General features: G+C 62.6%; 10 protein-coding genes. 8 read left to right on the forward strand and 2 right to left on the reverse strand.

The window, feature by feature from the left end; all coding sequences use genetic code 11:
* On the forward strand, positions 1 to 333 hold a 333-nt coding region (locus BMW49_RS05050; RefSeq protein WP_139205693.1), incomplete at its 5' end, for an integrase core domain-containing protein.
* Between the two features lie 97 nt (positions 334 to 430).
* Here the strand turns inward: BMW49_RS05050 and BMW49_RS05055 are convergent.
* On the reverse strand, positions 431 to 961 hold the full coding sequence (locus BMW49_RS05055) for a hypothetical protein (protein ID WP_069522424.1): 531 nt from the start codon (positions 959 to 961) through the stop codon (positions 431 to 433).
* A 78-nt stretch (positions 962 to 1,039) separates the two neighbouring features.
* Here BMW49_RS05055 and BMW49_RS05060 point away from each other — a divergent pair, with 78 nt between their 5' ends.
* The 3 genes from BMW49_RS05060 to BMW49_RS05070 all read left to right on the forward strand — a co-directional run bounded on the left by BMW49_RS05060 (position 1,040) and on the right by BMW49_RS05070 (position 5,776).
* Positions 1,040 to 3,733, forward strand: a complete 2,694-nt coding sequence (locus tag BMW49_RS05060; RefSeq protein ID WP_069522422.1) for a putative bifunctional diguanylate cyclase/phosphodiesterase — start codon at positions 1,040 to 1,042, stop codon at positions 3,731 to 3,733.
* 64 nt (positions 3,734 to 3,797) lie between these two features.
* On the forward strand, positions 3,798 to 4,445 hold the full coding sequence (gene msrA, locus BMW49_RS05065) for a peptide-methionine (S)-S-oxide reductase MsrA (protein WP_069522420.1): 648 nt from the start codon (positions 3,798 to 3,800) through the stop codon (positions 4,443 to 4,445).
* Between the two features lie 77 nt (positions 4,446 to 4,522).
* A complete protein-coding gene (locus tag BMW49_RS05070; protein WP_069522418.1) occupies positions 4,523 to 5,776 on the forward strand; it encodes a cyclic di-GMP phosphodiesterase in 1,254 nt (417 codons plus the stop codon).
* 279 nt (positions 5,777 to 6,055) lie between these two features.
* On the opposite strand, the gene BMW49_RS05075 is transcribed toward BMW49_RS05070, so the two are convergent.
* Positions 6,056 to 6,904 (reverse strand): 23S rRNA (adenine(2030)-N(6))-methyltransferase RlmJ, encoded by an 849-nt coding sequence (locus BMW49_RS05075; protein ID WP_069522416.1) that lies wholly within the window; start codon positions 6,902 to 6,904, stop codon positions 6,056 to 6,058.
* A 115-nt stretch (positions 6,905 to 7,019) separates the two neighbouring features.
* Between BMW49_RS05075 and BMW49_RS05080 the strand changes: the two genes are divergently transcribed.
* From BMW49_RS05080 to mscK, 4 genes are all read left to right on the forward strand, one after another.
* Complete coding sequence (locus tag BMW49_RS05080) at positions 7,020 to 8,063, forward strand: NAD(P)H-dependent flavin oxidoreductase (protein WP_069522414.1); 1,044 nt, start codon at positions 7,020 to 7,022, stop codon at positions 8,061 to 8,063.
* Positions 8,064 to 8,260: 197 nt separating this feature from the next.
* Positions 8,261 to 10,078, forward strand: a complete 1,818-nt coding sequence (locus tag BMW49_RS05085; protein ID WP_069522411.1) for an acyl-CoA dehydrogenase — start codon at positions 8,261 to 8,263, stop codon at positions 10,076 to 10,078.
* A gap of 147 nt (positions 10,079 to 10,225) precedes the next feature.
* Positions 10,226 to 11,971, forward strand: a complete 1,746-nt coding sequence (locus BMW49_RS05090) for a potassium/proton antiporter (RefSeq protein WP_069522409.1) — start codon at positions 10,226 to 10,228, stop codon at positions 11,969 to 11,971.
* A gap of 105 nt (positions 11,972 to 12,076) precedes the next feature.
* Entirely contained in the window at positions 12,077 to 15,445 is a 3,369-nt protein-coding gene (mscK, locus tag BMW49_RS05095; RefSeq protein ID WP_090390863.1) for a mechanosensitive channel MscK, read from the forward strand.
* The last annotated feature ends 12 nt before the right edge of the window (positions 15,446 to 15,457 follow it).

The following is a 15,457-nucleotide window of genomic DNA, read 5'->3' on the forward strand; positions in this document are numbered from 1 at the left end:
CGCGGCCGCCCCCAGAATGTGCTGTTCCACAGTGATCAGGGTAGCCAGTACGGCAGCAGAAGCTTCCGCCAGCGACTGTGGCGCTATCGGTTCAAACAGAGCATGAGCCGCCGCGGAAACTGCCACGACAACGCGCCAATGGAACGGTTGTTTCGCAGCTTGAAAACAGAATGGGTGCCGAGTGTGGGTTACATGAGCGCTGCGCTCGCACAGCAAGATATCGGACGGTTTTTAATGCAACGGTACAACTGGCAACGGCCACATCAATTCAATGGCGGACTCCCGCCTGCCGTGGCGGAAGAAAAACTTAACGCAGTGTCCGGGATTAGTTGACCACTACAGACATCGGCCAGCACACCTGCAGCGGGTCTTAGGGTCCGTTCCCGTTTCGTCGCAAGCCGCGTTGCCGCGAACGAAACGGGAACAGACCCTAGCCCTTCTGCAGGTTGCGAATAAGAAAACTCAGGGCCTTGGCCAACTCGGCGGCACCCTGGTGATCACGTACGATGCTCAGCAACGGGCTGTCATCGACAGGGTTGCGCAACACGCACTGGACCGCCCCGGCAGGGCAGTCGTAGCGAATGAATGGATCGACACCGAACACCCCGATACGTCGGGTGCTTACCGAACGTTCGACACCCTGAATGGCGCGCACATCCTCGCGCAACAGCAGCTCACCCGGCTCACCCAGGCGCAGCTCATAGCGAAGGTCCTCACGCGGCGACTGGCCAACCTGATAGGCTGCGCGCAGGGCATAGGTTTCCAATAAGCTGTTGCAATGCGCAAGCAGCGCTTGACGCTCGTCCCGCGTCAGGTACAACTGCTTTACGCGCTCGAGATAGCTCGATTGTTCGGCGCTGCTGAGGCCGCTGTCCGGCCCGTTCGCCTGGACAGATGTGCCGTATAGGACCAGCAGAAACAACGCCGGCACGCTGAGTTTTCTTGTCAGTGACAGTTGCATGATGCACCCTTACTCGACGCTATAGTGAAGTGGGCCGTGCCCTCGTATCGGCCAGCATAGTGGAAGCCAGCAGCCTGAATGAAAAGCCATCCTGATGCCGCAAGCCGCCTAGCGGCCGAGGTTGTGACGCAGTTGCCAGTGCCATCACGGCTCGGCATGCTGCGTTACGAGCGGCTGAATGAGGCCAGCTGGAGCATGCTGTTTCTCGACCCGGCCTGCGAACGACAGTTAGGCATCCCTGCCGCTGACTTGTGCGCCCTGGTCGACGCGCCCTACGCCAGCCTGATGGAGCCGGAAGCACGCTACCGATTGCACGATACGATCCAGGCCCAACTCGCCCAACAAGGGCACTACCTGATCCATTACACCCTGCACACACCACGCGGGCCACTGACCCTGATGGAGCTCGGCGAGCCCTTCAAGCAACGCGGCCGTCACCTGCTGCGCGGCTATCTGATGATCGCCGACAGCAACCTGCTCAGCAATGGTGAGCAGCGCGCCAGCGAATTACAGGCACACAACCAGCGCCTGCAAACGTCGCTGGCCCTGTACCAGCGTGACCAGGCAGCGTTTCAGCAACAGCAGGACCGCACACGGGTGCAGCAGGACCTGATCGTTACCCTCGCCCGCCACCGCTACCGGGCGGAAAACCCGCTGCGCGAAGCCGCAGAACTGATCACCAAGGTCGCCAGTGAGATCTACGCAGTCGCCAGAGCTGGTATCTGGAACCTCAACGGCGAGACCCTGGAGCCGATGGCCCTGTATGACGGCCAGATCGCCCAGTACCTGCACCCTCAACCACTGAGCATTAGTCGCTTTCCCGCTTATCTGCAGGCACTGCAAGGTGGTCGCGCGCTGGACGCCCATGACGCCCTGCAAGATCCGCGCACTGCCGCGTTAGCCGTCGAGTACCTGTGCCCACTCGGGATCACCGCGGTGCTCGATGCCAGCATCCGCGTAGGCGGCGAAGTCGTGGCGGTGCTCTGCCTGGAACACACAGGTACAGCGCGTACCTGGCAAGCCGATGAAGTGGCGTTTGCCGGCGAATTGGCCGACCAATATGCCCAGGTGCTGACCAACTACCAGCGGCGCAGCGCCACCAGCGCCCTCTATCTGTTCCAGCGAGCCGTCGAGCAAAGCGCCAGCGCCTTTATCCTGCTCGATCGCGACGGCCTGGTGGAATACGTCAACCCCAGCTTCACCGCCATCACCCTGTACAGCGCTGAAGAAGTCCAGGGGCGCCTGCTGTCCGAGCTACCTGCACTGGAAAATCTCAGCGACCTGCTCTTCGACGCACAATCCGGCCTCGCCGAGCACCACAGCTGGCAGGGCGAATTCAAAAGCCGACGCAAGAACCTCGAACCCTACTGGAGTCAACTATCGATCTCCAAAGTGCATGCCGATGACGGCACCCTGACTCACTACATCGGCATCTACGAAGACATCACCGAGAGCAAGCAATCGCAGCAGCGCATCGAGCGCCTGGCCTACAGCGACAACCTGACCGGTCTGGGCAACCGCTACGCGTTTATCCGCGCCCTTGAGGCACGCTTCGCCGAAAGCGCTACGGCGACAATCAGCCTGCTGCTGGTGGATATCGACAATTTCAAACGCATCAACGACAGCCTCGGCCACCAAACCGGCGACAAATTATTGGTCAGCCTGGCCAAACGTTTGCGTAATAGCCTCAGCCCCCATGGGGTCCTGGCGCGCTTCGCCAGTAACGAGTTCGCCATTCTCCTGACCTGTGATCTAGAGGACAGCCAAGCGATCGCCCAGCAGGTCCTGCAGACCCTGGATAAACCGCTGTTCATCGACAATCAACTGATCAGCGTGACCGGCTCGGTCGGCCTGGCCTGCGCGCCCCTGCACGGTAAGGACCCGCAAACCCTGATGAAGCATGCTGGTCTGGCCCTGCACAAGGCCAAAGCCAACGGTAAACACCAGATGCAGATCTTCACCGAGGTGCTCAACGCCGAGGCCGATTACAAGCTGTTCGTGGAAAACAACCTGCGTCGCGCGCTTACCCAAAACGAACTGGAAGTGTTCTACCAACCGAAGCTATGCCTCAGGACGGGCCAACTGATCGGCATGGAAGCGCTGTTGCGCTGGCAGCACCCGGAGCGCGGCATGATCCGCCCCGACCAGTTTATCGGCGTCGCAGAAGAAACCGGGCTGATCATCCCCATCGGTAAATGGGTGGTACGCCAGGCCTGCCGGATGAGCATGCAACTGACCGCCGTCGGCCTGGTCAACCTGCAGGTGGCGATCAATCTCTCGCCCAAGCAGTTCTCTGACCCCGACCTGGTGGGCTCGATCACCACGATCCTGCAGGAAGAGCAAATGCCCACACGCCTGCTGGAGTTGGAACTCACCGAAAGCCTGCTGCTCGATGCCACCGAGGACACCCGCCAGCAACTCGCCAGCCTCAAGGCCCTGGGCCTGACCCTGGCGATGGACGATTTTGGTACCGGCTATTCGTCGCTCAGCTACCTGAAGAAATTCCCCATCGATGTGATCAAGATTGACCGCAGCTTTATCAAAGACATCCCGGACAACCAGGACGACATGGAGATCACCTCCGCTGTCGTCGCCATGGCGCACAACCTCAAACTCACAGTGGTCGCCGAAGGCATCGAGACGGCCGCGCAACTGGCCTTTCTACGGCGCCAGCAGTGCGATATCGGCCAGGGCTACCTGTTCGACCAGCCGATCCCCGGGCGCGACCTGCTCGAGCGCCTGAAACGCTACCCGCGCCGACCACCGGCCTGATCGCGCTGTAACCTTGCGCCCCCAGCCGGGTCAATACACTACATTCACGTCGAGGACGCCTCTCATGGTTCTGCGCTCACAAATTCTGGCACACAAATCCGCACTGCCCAGCGCCGAGCAGGCCCTGCCAGGTCGCGCCACGCCCCTGCAGGTGGGCAATCAACACGCGGTCAACGGCAACCCCTTGCTGCCACCCTTTCCGGCAGGCCTGGAGCAGGCCGTGTTTGGTTTAGGCTGTTTCTGGGGTGCCGAACGGCGCTTCTGGCAACAACCAGGCGTGTGGACCACGGCGGTTGGTTATGCCGGTGGCCATACGCCCAACCCGACCTACGAAGAAACCTGCTCCGGGCTAACTGGCCACACCGAAGTGGTGAGGGTGGTGTTCGACCCGCAGCTCACCTCCTACGAAGCCCTGCTCAAGGTGTTCTGGGAAGCGCACAACCCAACCCAGGGCATGCGCCAAGGCAATGACCAGGGCACCCAGTACCGCTCGGCGATTTACTGCTACAGCCCAGAGCAACTGACCGCGGCGCTGGAAAGCGGCGCGCGCTTCCAGGCCGAGCTGGATAAGGCCGGCCTGGGCACCATCACCACCGAAATCGCCGAAGCCCCCACGTTCTACTACGCCGAAACCTACCACCAGCAATACCTGGCAAAGAACCCCGGTGGCTACTGTGGCCTCGGTGGCACGGGTGTGTGCCTGCCAGCCTGATGGCGGTCCGGGCAAAAAGCGGCAAAGCGCAGTAGACTTGCTGGCGAATCGCCACCCAACCTGCTTGCGAGCCCGGCATGCCGCCCTCTGCACACTACATCCAGCCCGAGCAGCTGTGCATCGGGCTCTACGTTCAGTTGGATCTGAGCTGGTGGCAACACGGCTTCGCCTTCAGCCAGTTCAAAATTCGCGACCAGGCGCAGCTCGATAGCCTGCGCCAGCTGAATCTGCCGAGCCTGCGCTATGACCCGGCACGCAGCGATTGCCAACCCCTGCCCCTTAGCAGCGAGCCACCAGCCCCGGCGGCTGTGCCCACCAAGGTAGACCCACAACAGCTCGCGCGTGATGCCAGAGCCGCTCAGTTGCGCGCCCTGCGCACCCGCCTGGCCGAGGTGGACCGGCGTTTCGTGCAAACCAGCCAGCAGATCAAGGCACTCAACCAGACCTTGCGCAGCCGTCCGGAAGACGCCATGAAAGCCGCCGGCGAGATCGTCTCAGCCATGGTCGAGACCCTGCTCGGCGCGCCCGGTGTGGTGCTGCACAGCATCACCGGCAAAGCAGCGGATGACAGCTACTTCCATGCCCTCAATGTCACGGTGCTGTCGCTGCTGCTTGGCCGCCAGCTTGGCCTGGACAGCGAGGCCTGTCATATCCTCGGGCTCGGTGCTCTGCTGCATGACATCGGCCAACTGGAGATCCCCAGCAAAGTGCTGCTCAAGCGCGAACCGCTGACACGCCCGGAACAACAGTTGGTGCAACTGCACTGCAGTTTCGGGCAGCGCATGGGCGAGAAACTGATGTTCGATGACGAGGTCTTGCGCATCATCATGGAACACCATGAACACTGCGACGGCAGCGGCTACCCGCGCGGCCTGCATGAACCAGCGATAGGTCGCCTGAGCCGACTGGTGGCCATCACCAACCAGTTCGACAACCTGTGCAATCCACTGGATCCGCGCGCAGCCCTGAGCCCGCACGAGGCCCTGGCCATGATGTTCAAGCACCAACGGTCGCGCTTCGACGAGGTCGCCTTGAAGGCCTTTATTCGCTGCATGGGCATCTACCCGCCGGGTAGCCTGGTGCAGCTCGACGATCAACGTTACGCCCTGGTGTTGGGCATGAATCCGGAAAAACCCTTGCGCCCGACCCTGATGCTGCACGATGCCGAGCTGCCCAAGCACGAAGCGCTGATCCTCGACCTTGAGCAGAATCCCCAACACAGTATCGAACGCAGCCTGCGTCCGACTGAAGTGCCTTTGCAGGTGCTGGAATACCTCAGCCCGCGGCGCCAGCTGAGCTACCACATCGAACCGGGGCACGGTCGCCGCTAGCGAGGTTTCCTCATTGGCACCTAACATGACCTTGCTAAGCAATAATCATTGCTCAAGCGGCTGCGGCTGGCCGTAGGGTGCGCCGTGCGCACCAAGAACCTGCAACAGGCCTGAGTGTCACGTCATGCATCAAATGTCGGTAAATTCCGGGCGGCGTGGGAGGGGCCGGGCGGCGCTCCGCTTTAGCCGCGACGTTTGCAGCGCCCCACGATCAATCGCGAATAAATTCGCTCCTACCGAGAGCGACATATTATTTGTGTCGCGACCCTAGCTATTCAGCTAGCCCGCAGGCTTTTCCTCGATCAGCCAATCCATGCGCCAGCCGCCTTGGGTTTGCCCCAGCAACTGAGCAAGCCAGGGCAGGGTCTGCTTAAGCTCATCCTCCAGCCCCCATGGCGGGTTGCTGATCACCAGGCCGGAGCCATTCAACCGCGCGGCTTCATCGGTGGAATGCACGTAGAGTTCCACCCGCAGCAGCTTGGGTGCCTTGCTTTTCTGCAGGTCGCCGTAAAAGCGTCGGAGCTGGCGCGGCTCTTTGATCGGGTACCAGATCGCGACCACGGCCTGACGCATACGACTGATGGCCTCGCTCAGGGACTGGGCACAGCGCTCCATTTCGTCGACCTGCTCAAACGGCGGGTCAATCAGCAGCAGCGCGCGCTTCTCGCGGGTCGGCAGCAGGGCCCGCGGCACATGCCAGCCTTCGCCCAGGTGCACGGCGACGCGGCGGTCGCCATGCATGTTTTCCTTGAGCAGGCGACCGTCTTCCGGGTGCTTCTCGTTCAGGTGCAGGCGGTCCTGCTCACGGGTCAGCAAGCGCGCCAGTTCCGGCGAGCCTGGGTAATGACGCAACTCGCCATCCGGGTTCATCGCGCGGATCACTTCCAGATAATCCAGCAGCGGGTCCGGTACATCCGTGGCTTGCCACAGCCGCGCAATACCTTCCAGCCACTCGCCGGTACGGCTGGCCTGGTCGCCGCGCAGGTCATACAGACCGATACCGGCATGGCTGTCGAGGTAGGCGAACGCTGCCTCCTTGCGCGACAGCAGGGCAATCAGACGACTCAAGACGTAGTGTTTCAGCACATCGGCATGGTTGCCGGCATGGAAGGCGTGGCGGTAGTTCATTGGGACGGGCTCCTGTGGCCGAACAGTTTAACAGGGCCACAGGGTGACGGTATTTGCCATGCGCCAGATGGATCAGTACGGTGGCCATTGAGCCGTCTGGCAAGAGAGAACCGACATGTCACTGCAAGCGCTATTGGGCATTGAGCTGCCCTTGATTCAGGCACCCATGGCCGGCGTGCAGCTGCATGGCCTAGCAGCTGCCGTGTCGAATGCCGGCGCACTGGGTTCACTGCCCTGCGCCATGCTCGACGCGAGCGGGTTGCGCAAGGAGCTGCAGGCGCTGACCGGTAAAACCAACAAGCCCTATAACCTGAACTTCTTCTGCCATACCCCACCCATCGTCGATGCTGCTCGCGAGGCAACCTGGCGCGAGGCACTAAGCCCTTACTACACCGAGTTCGGCATCGACCCGACGACTATCGCCAGTGGCCCCGGCCGACTGCCATTCAGTACCGAGATGGCCGACCTGCTGGATGAATTCCGCCCGGCAGTGGTGAGTTTTCACTTCGGCCTGCCCTCGGCCGAGCTGCTGGCGCGGGTCAAGGCCTGTGGGGCCAGGGTGCTCAGTTCGGCGACCACGGTTGCCGAAGCGCTGTGGCTGCAAGACAACGGTGCGGACGCGATTATCGCCCAGGGCCTGGAAGCCGGCGGCCATCGCGGCATGTTTCTGACTGACCAGCTGAGCAGCCAACTCGGCACCTTTGCCCTGCTGCCGCAGATCGTCCAGGCCGTGCGCCTGCCGGTGATTGCCGCCGGCGGCATTGCCGACGCACAAGGCGTGCGCGCAGCCATGGCCCTGGGCGCAGCCGGGGTGCAGATCGGTACCGCTTACCTGTGTTGCGATGAAGCCAGCACCAGCACCATCCACCGCGCCGCCCTGCACAGCCCGGCGGCGCAGCACACCGCCCTGACCAATCTATTCAGCGGCCGGCCAGCGCGCGGCATCGTCAACCGGGTGATGCGCGAGCTGGGTCCAATCAGCCCACTGGCGCCGGCCTTCCCCCTGGCTACCGCCGCCATTGCACCGCTGCGCAGTAAGGCAGAAAGCCAGGGCAATGGCGACTTCTCACCGCTGTGGGCGGGGCAGAATGTCAGCGGTTGCAAGGCCATTGGCGCCGCCGAACTGACCCGCGAGCTGGCCCGGGGCTCTATTCAGTAAGCACGATCTCTGCGGTACAACTTCGTAGGGTGGATGACGTCTTTTTCATCCACCATCACGATCTGGTGGATGGATAAAGCGTCATCCACCCTACCCGACCGATCCGTCCCAACGCCCCGTTATCACGCTTATTAATAGTGCTGGGAGCCACACGCACGCCTGCTTAGACTCGGCACATTGCAACCGGAGGTACACCCATGTCCGAGTCCCTGCTCAGTTCCCGCAACCTGGCCTTTGAACTCTACGAAGTGCTGGACGCCGAAGGCCTGACCCAGCGCGAACGCTTCGCCGAGCATAGCCGTGAAACCTTCGATGCGGCCATCGATACAGCGCGCAGCATCGCCGAGAACCTGTTCGCCCCACACAACCGCAAGAACGACGAACACGAGCCGGAGTATGTCGACGGCGCCGCGGTGCTGATCCCCGAGGTCAAGCCGGCGGTGGACGCCTTTCTCGAAGCCGGCTTTCTCAACGCCACCCGCGAGTTCGAGGTCGGCGGCATGCAGCTGCCCAACCTGCTGTCGCAGGCCTGCTTCGCCCACTTCCAGTCGGCCAACGCCGCGACTACCTCCTACCCCTTCCTGACCATGGGCGCGGCCAACCTGATAGAAGCCTTCGGCAGCCCGGAACAGAAGCAGCGCTTTCTGCAGCCGATGATCGACGGCCGCTTCTTCGGCACCATGGCCTTGACCGAGCCCCATGCTGGCTCCTCACTGTCGGATATCCGTACCCGCGCCGAGCCGGCTGCTGACGGCACCTACCGGCTCAAGGGCAACAAGATCTTTATCTCCGGCGGCGACCACCCATTAAGCGAAAACATCGTACACATGGTGCTGGCCAAGCTGCCGGACGCCCCCGCCGGGGTGAAGGGCATTTCGCTGTTTATCGTGCCGAAATTTCTGGTTAAAGATGACGGCAGCCTGGGTGAACGCAACGACGTGGTGCTGGCCGGGCTGTTCCACAAGATGGGCTGGCGCGGCACCACTTCCACCGCGCTGAATTTTGGTGACAACAGCAACTGTGTGGCCTATCTGGTCGGCAAGCCCCATCAGGGTTTGTCGTATATGTTCCAGATGATGAACGAGGCGCGCATCGGCGTCGGCATGGGTGCGGTAATGCTCGGCTACGCCGGCTACCTGTACTCGCTGGACTACGCGCGCCAACGCCCGCAAGGCCGTTTGCCGGATGGCAAGGATCCAACCTCCAGCCAGGTGGCGATCATCGAACACGCCGATGTGCGGCGCATGCTGCTGACTCAGAAGGCCTATGTGGAGGGTTCTTTCGACCTCGGCCTGTACGCAGCACGACTGTTCGATGACACCCTGACGCTGGAGACCGAGGCAGAGCGCCGCAGCGCCCTGGAGCTGCTCGATCTGCTTACCCCGATCGTCAAATCCTGGCCCTCGGAGTTCTGCCTCAAGGCCAATGAGCTGGCCATCCAGATTCTCGGCGGCCACGGCTACACCCGCGACTACCCGGTGGAGCAGTACTACCGCGACAACCGCCTCAACCCGATCCACGAGGGCACCCACGGCATCCAGTCCCTCGACCTGCTCGGCCGCAAGGTCTCGATGAACGGCGGCGCGGCGCTCAAGCAACTGCTCAAGCTGATCCACGGCACCTGCCAGCGCGCCGAAGCCCACGCTTCGCTGACCGCCCTGCGCGAGCCACTGGAGCAACTGCTGGCACGCCTGCAAACCGTCACCCTGGCGCTGCTCGGCGATTTGATGAGCGGCAAGGTCAATGAGGGCCTGGCCAACTCGGCGCTGTACCTGAAAGTGTTTGGCCACACTGTGATCGGCTGGCGCTGGCTGGAACAGGCGATCTGCGCCGAGCAGGGCCTGACGCGACTCAATAACAGCGAGGGCAACCCCGCCGATGCCGACTTCTACCAGGGCAAACTGCAAGCAGCGCGCTTCTTCCTGACCTGGGAAGTCCCCGCCTGTCAGCATGACCTCGACCTGCTGGAAGGCCGCGACCCGACCTGCCTGGCGATGCAGGACGCCTGGTTCTGAGGTGATAGCTGTCTGTTCCCTGACGCCCGGACAGATCCGGGCGTTTTTTTGACACCCGAGCGAGGGCACAGGTTAGAATCCCTGGCACGCGCCATGCATAAGTGCAGTTGGCCGCGCCCAAAAGCATCAGCCAGGGAGTAGATCGATTTGGATGCCAGCACCATCAACAACCTGTTCCTGGTCGGTGGTCTACTGGTTGCCCTGAGCATTCTCGTCAGCGCTTTCGGCTCGCGCTTCGGCATTCCCATCCTGGTGATCTTCCTCGGCGTCGGCATGCTCGCCGGTACCGACGGCCCGGGCGGCATCGTCTTCAACAACTACCCGCTGGCCTACCTGGTCGGCAACCTGGCGCTGGCCATCATCCTCCTCGACGGCGGCATGCGCACCCGCGTATCGAGCTTTCGCGTAGCGCTCTGGCCGTCGCTGTCGCTGGCGACTGTCGGTGTGGTGATTACCGCCGGGCTGACCGGCATGGCTGCGGCCTGGCTGTTCGACCTGACGATCATGGAAGGCATGCTGATCGGCGCCATCGTCGGCTCCACCGACGCCGCGGCGGTGTTCAGCCTGCTCGGCGGACGCGGCCTCAACGAGCGGGTCAGCGCCACCCTGGAAATCGAGTCCGGCAGCAACGACCCGATGGCGGTGTTCCTCACCATCACCCTGATCGCCATCCTCGGCAGCGGCGACACCGGCCTGACCTGGGACTTGCCGCTGCAACTGCTGTTGCAGTTCGGTATCGGCGGCCTGCTCGGCCTGGGCGGTGGTTGGCTGCTGCTCAATTTGATCAACCGCATAGAACTGGCCAACGGCCTCTACCCGCTGCTGGTGGTCAGCGGCGGCTTGATCATCTTCGCCATCACCACTGCGGTGGGCGGCAGCGGCATCCTGGCGATCTACCTCTGCGGCCTGCTGCTCGGCAACCGGCCGATCCGCTCGCGCCACGGCATCCTGCATATGCTCGACGGCCTGACCTGGCTGGCGCAGATCGGTATGTTCCTGGTCCTCGGCTTGCTGGTGACCCCGCACGAACTGCTGCCCATCGCCCTGCCGGCCCTTGCCCTGGCGCTGTGGATGATTCTGTTTGCCCGACCGCTGTCGATCTTTATCGGCTTGCTGCCTTTCCGTGCGTTCCACGACCGCGAACGCGCTTTTATTGCCTGGGTCGGCCTGCGCGGCGCAGTGCCGATTATCCTCGCGGTGTTCCCACTGATGGCCGGGCTGCCCAATGCCCAGCTGTTCTTCAACGTGGCCTTTTTTATCGTCTTGGTGTCGCTGCTGCTGCAGGGCACCAGCCTGCCCTTGGCTGCCAAACTGTTGCGCGTCACGGTGCCGCCAGAGCCGCTGCCGGTTTCCCGCGCCGGGCTGGAAGTGCATGCCACCAGCCAGTGGGAGCTGTTCATCTACCGTCTGGGCAAGGAAAAGTGGTGCATCGGCGCCGCCCTGCGCGAGCTGAAGATGCCTGAGGGCACGCGGATCGCTGCGCTGTTCCGCAGCCATGAACTGCTCCACCCCTCCGGCAGCACACGCCTGGAGGCCGGTGATCTGCTTTGCGTGATTGGCCATGAACACGATTTACCCGCCCTCGGCAAACTGTTCATCCAGGCACCCAAACGCGGCCAGGATCTGCGCTTCTTCGGCGACTTCGTGCTCGAAGGCGACGCCGAACTCGGCGCAGTCGCGGCCCTCTACGGCCTGAAGCTGGACGAGCTGGACGCCCAGCAAAGCCTGAGCCGCTTTATCGCCCATGAAATCGGCGGCGAGCCAATTATCGGCGACCAGGTCGAGTGGCAGGGCCTGACCTGGACGGTAGCGGCGATGGAAGGGAACAAGATCCGCAAGATCGGCGTCAAATTCCCCGAAGGTGCCCGCCCGGGCCCCGGTCTGTTCCTTTAAGACCAACCTGGCGGGCGCGCTGCACAGCGCCCGGCGGAGTCCTTACCGGGCTGTCCAGCAGCCTGATAGACTTCCCCGACCTCATTCGAGCCGCCGATCGCGACCATGCCCTCTTTTCGTCATTACCTGATTGCAACCCTGCTAGGCGTTTGCCTGAGCGCCCCCTTCACTTACGCCGCCGAGGCACCCACGCGCGCCGATGTACAGGGCAGCCTGGATAGCCTGGCCGAGCGCAAGTTGTCCGAGACCGAGCAGACCCAGGTCAAGCTCGCCCTGGAGCGCACCCTGGCCTTGCTCGACGCCCAGGCCGATAGCACGCAAAAGCTCGCCGACCTGAAAAAACAGCTGGACCAGGCACCGCGGCTGATCGGCGAAGCCCAGCGCGAACTGGAACGGCTCAAGGCCAGCCAACCCGCGCCCATTGCCACACGCTACGCCAATAGCCGGGTCGACCAGTTGGATGCACTGCTCAGTGAGCGCAGCGCCCAGCTCAACGAGTGGCAAAAACAGATCATCGAGGCCAATAGCCTGATCATCACCGCACAAACCCGTCCGGAGCGCGCTCAGGCAGAAATCGCCAGCAGCCAGGCGCGCAGCCAGGCGATCAACAACATCCTGAAGAACGGCCGCGAAGACAACAAACCCCTGAGCAGCGAGCAGCGTGACCAACTGGCTGCCGAACTGGCCCAGCTCACCGCCCTGACCCAACTGCGCCGCCAGGAGCTGGCGGGCAACAGCCTGCTGCAAGACCTGGGCAGCAGCCGCCGTAACCTGCTGGAGGAGCGCATCAAGCGCCTTGAGCAGGAGCTGCAGAGCCTGCAAACCCTGATCAACGAAAAGCGCCGCGAGCAGTCGGAAAAGACCGTCGCCGAACAGTCCGAGGAAGCCGAACGGGTCGGCTCGGACAAACTGCTGGCGCAGGAAAGCGCACTCAACCTGAAACTCTCGGACTACCTGCTGCGCGCCACCGATCGCCTCAACCAGTTGACCCAGGAAAACCTCAAGACCCAACAGCAGCTCGATACGCTCAACCAGAGCGATCAGGCGCTGGATGAACAGATCAGCGTGCTGCAAGGCAGCCTGCTGCTGTCGAAAATTCTCTATCAGCAAAAAGACGCCCTGCCCTCGCTGACAGTCGACAAACAGCTCGCCGACCAGATCGCCGATATCCGCCTTTACCAGTTCGAGCTGTCCCAGCAACGCGAGGAAGCCGGCAACCCCAGCGCCTATATCGACAAGCTGCTGGCCCAACAGCCGCCGGAAAATATCACCCCGGAGTTGCGCGCCAATCTGCTCGATCTGCTCAGCACCCGACGTGAGCTGCTTGACCGCCTCAACCGCGAGCTCAATGCGCTGCTCAATGAATCGATCACCCTGCAGCTCAACCAGAAGCAGACACAGAGCACGGCAGCGTCTCTGCGCGCCACGCTCGATGAGCAGATGTTCTGGATCCCCAGCAACAAACCGCTGGACCTCGACTGGCTGCAAGCCACGCCGCGCATGCTCGAGCGCCAGGTCGCGGAACTGGCCTGGGGCGCCAATCTGCGCCAGCTCGGCGCCGGGCTGGCCGAGCGCCCCTGGCTGTTCCTGCCGCTGCTGCTGCTGATCGCCGGTTTGCTGTGGAAGCGGGCCTTTCTGTCGAAAAAGCTCGCCGACCTGCACCAGGATATTGGCCATTTCAAGCGCGATAGCCAGTTGCATACACCGCTGGCGATTCTGCTCAACGTGTTGCTGGCCTTGCCTGGGACGCTGTTCTTCGCCCTCTGCGGCTTTATGCTGCAGATGGATGGGCGCGGGCAAAACACTAACCTGGGGGCCGCACTGTTCGAGATGGCGCAAGCCTGGCTGGTGTTCTACACCGTGTACCGCATGCTCACGCCCGGCGGGGTGGCCGAGCTGCACTTCCGCTGGGCGCGCCACCACGTGGTCTTTCTGCATCGCCAGTTGCGTTACCTGGGGTTGGTGGTCATGGCCCTGGTGGCGGTGGTCACTGTGGCCGAGCATCAGCCCTCAAGCCTGGCGGATGACGTCATGGGCATTGTGGTGGTGTTGGCGTGCTACGCGCTGATGGCCTGGCTGCTGCACCGCCTGCTGGTCAGTGGCCCGGCGCGCGAGCACGCCTCGGCGTTTCGCATGCTGCTTGGACTACTGGTCAGCCTGCTGCCGCTGGCGCTGATCGCCGCCGTTGCTTTCGGTTACTACTACACCGCCCTCAAGCTCAGCGACCGGTTGATCGACACCCTGTACTTGCTGATGATCTGGCTGATCGTCGAAGCCACCTTCGTTCGCGGCCTGGGCGTGGCAGCCCGGCGCCTGGCCTATCACCGCGCCACGGCCAAACGCCAGGCCCAGGCCAAGGAAGCAGCCAGCGAAGGCGCAGAGGTGGTGATCGAAGAGCCGACCCTGGATATCGAGCAGGTCAACCAGCAGTCGCTGCGTCTGATCCGCCTGACCCTGCTCGGTGCATTCATCGCCGGCCTGTACTGGGTCTGGGCCGACCTGATCTCGGTGTTCGCCTACCTGGACAACATCACCCTCTACGAATACACCAGCGGCACCGGCGAGACCGCCAGCCTGGTGCCGATCAGCGTCAACAACGTGCTCAGCGCCTTGGTGATCATCGGCATCACCGTAGCCCTGGGGCGTAACCTACCGGGTCTGCTCGAGGTGCTGGTGCTGTCCCGCCTGAAACTGGCCCAGGGCAGCGCGTATGCCACCACCACCCTGCTGTCCTACGCGATTGTTGGCATCGGCTTCGTCATCACCCTGTCGACCCTCGGGGTCAGCTGGGACAAGTTGCAATGGCTGGTGGCGGCGCTGTCGGTGGGGCTGGGCTTTGGCCTGCAGGAAATCTTCGCCAACTTCATTTCCGGCCTGATCATTCTGTTCGAGCGACCGGTGCGTATCGGCGACGTGGTGACCATCGGCAACCTGTCCGGCACGGTGAGCAAGATCCGCATCCGTGCCACCACCATCACCGATTTCGACCGCAAAGAAATCATCGTGCCGAACAAGACCTTCGTCACCGATCAGTTGATCAACTGGTCGCTCAACGACACCGTGACCCGGGTCATCATCAAGATCGGCGTGGCCTACGAAACCGACCTGCCCCTGGCGCGCAAACTGATGCTCCAGGCGGCCCTGGAAAACCCACGGGTGCTGCGCGACCCCGAGCCGCTTTTGTTCTTCCTCACCATCAGCCCGAGCACCTTCGACTACGAGCTGCGCTTCCACGTACGTGAGCTGGGCGACCGTAACGCCTCCACCGATGAGATTCTCACCCGGATCGCCATCAGCTTCCGTGAGCACAATGTGGAGATGGCGTTCAACCAGGTCGAGGTCATGATCAAGAACCTGCACGGCCAGGAACTCAATCTGACCACTGGGCAGATGGTCGCAGCCACTGCGGCAAGCAATGCGCAGCAGGGACAACTACCACCGCCTGCACCGACGCCGGCAATCGACCCTCAGTAGAGTGCGGCCAAG

Source organism: Pseudomonas cuatrocienegasensis (assembly GCF_900110925.1).
GTDB lineage: Bacteria > Pseudomonadota > Gammaproteobacteria > Pseudomonadales > Pseudomonadaceae > Aquipseudomonas > Aquipseudomonas cuatrocienegasensis.

Coding starts and splice junctions, on each gene's coding strand:
- BMW49_RS05055 (WP_069522424.1), bottom strand. CDS start 961: ATGCAACTGTCACTGACAAGAAAACTCAGCGTGCCGGCGTTGTTTCTG.
- BMW49_RS05060 (WP_069522422.1), top strand. CDS start 1,040: ATGAAAAGCCATCCTGATGCCGCAAGCCGCCTAGCGGCCGAGGTTGTG.
- msrA (WP_069522420.1), top strand. CDS start 3,798: ATGGTTCTGCGCTCACAAATTCTGGCACACAAATCCGCACTGCCCAGC.
- BMW49_RS05070 (WP_069522418.1), top strand. CDS start 4,523: ATGCCGCCCTCTGCACACTACATCCAGCCCGAGCAGCTGTGCATCGGG.
- BMW49_RS05075 (WP_069522416.1), bottom strand. CDS start 6,904: ATGAACTACCGCCACGCCTTCCATGCCGGCAACCATGCCGATGTGCTG.
- BMW49_RS05080 (WP_069522414.1), top strand. CDS start 7,020: ATGTCACTGCAAGCGCTATTGGGCATTGAGCTGCCCTTGATTCAGGCA.
- BMW49_RS05085 (WP_069522411.1), top strand. CDS start 8,261: ATGTCCGAGTCCCTGCTCAGTTCCCGCAACCTGGCCTTTGAACTCTAC.
- mscK (WP_090390863.1), top strand. CDS start 12,077: ATGCCCTCTTTTCGTCATTACCTGATTGCAACCCTGCTAGGCGTTTGC.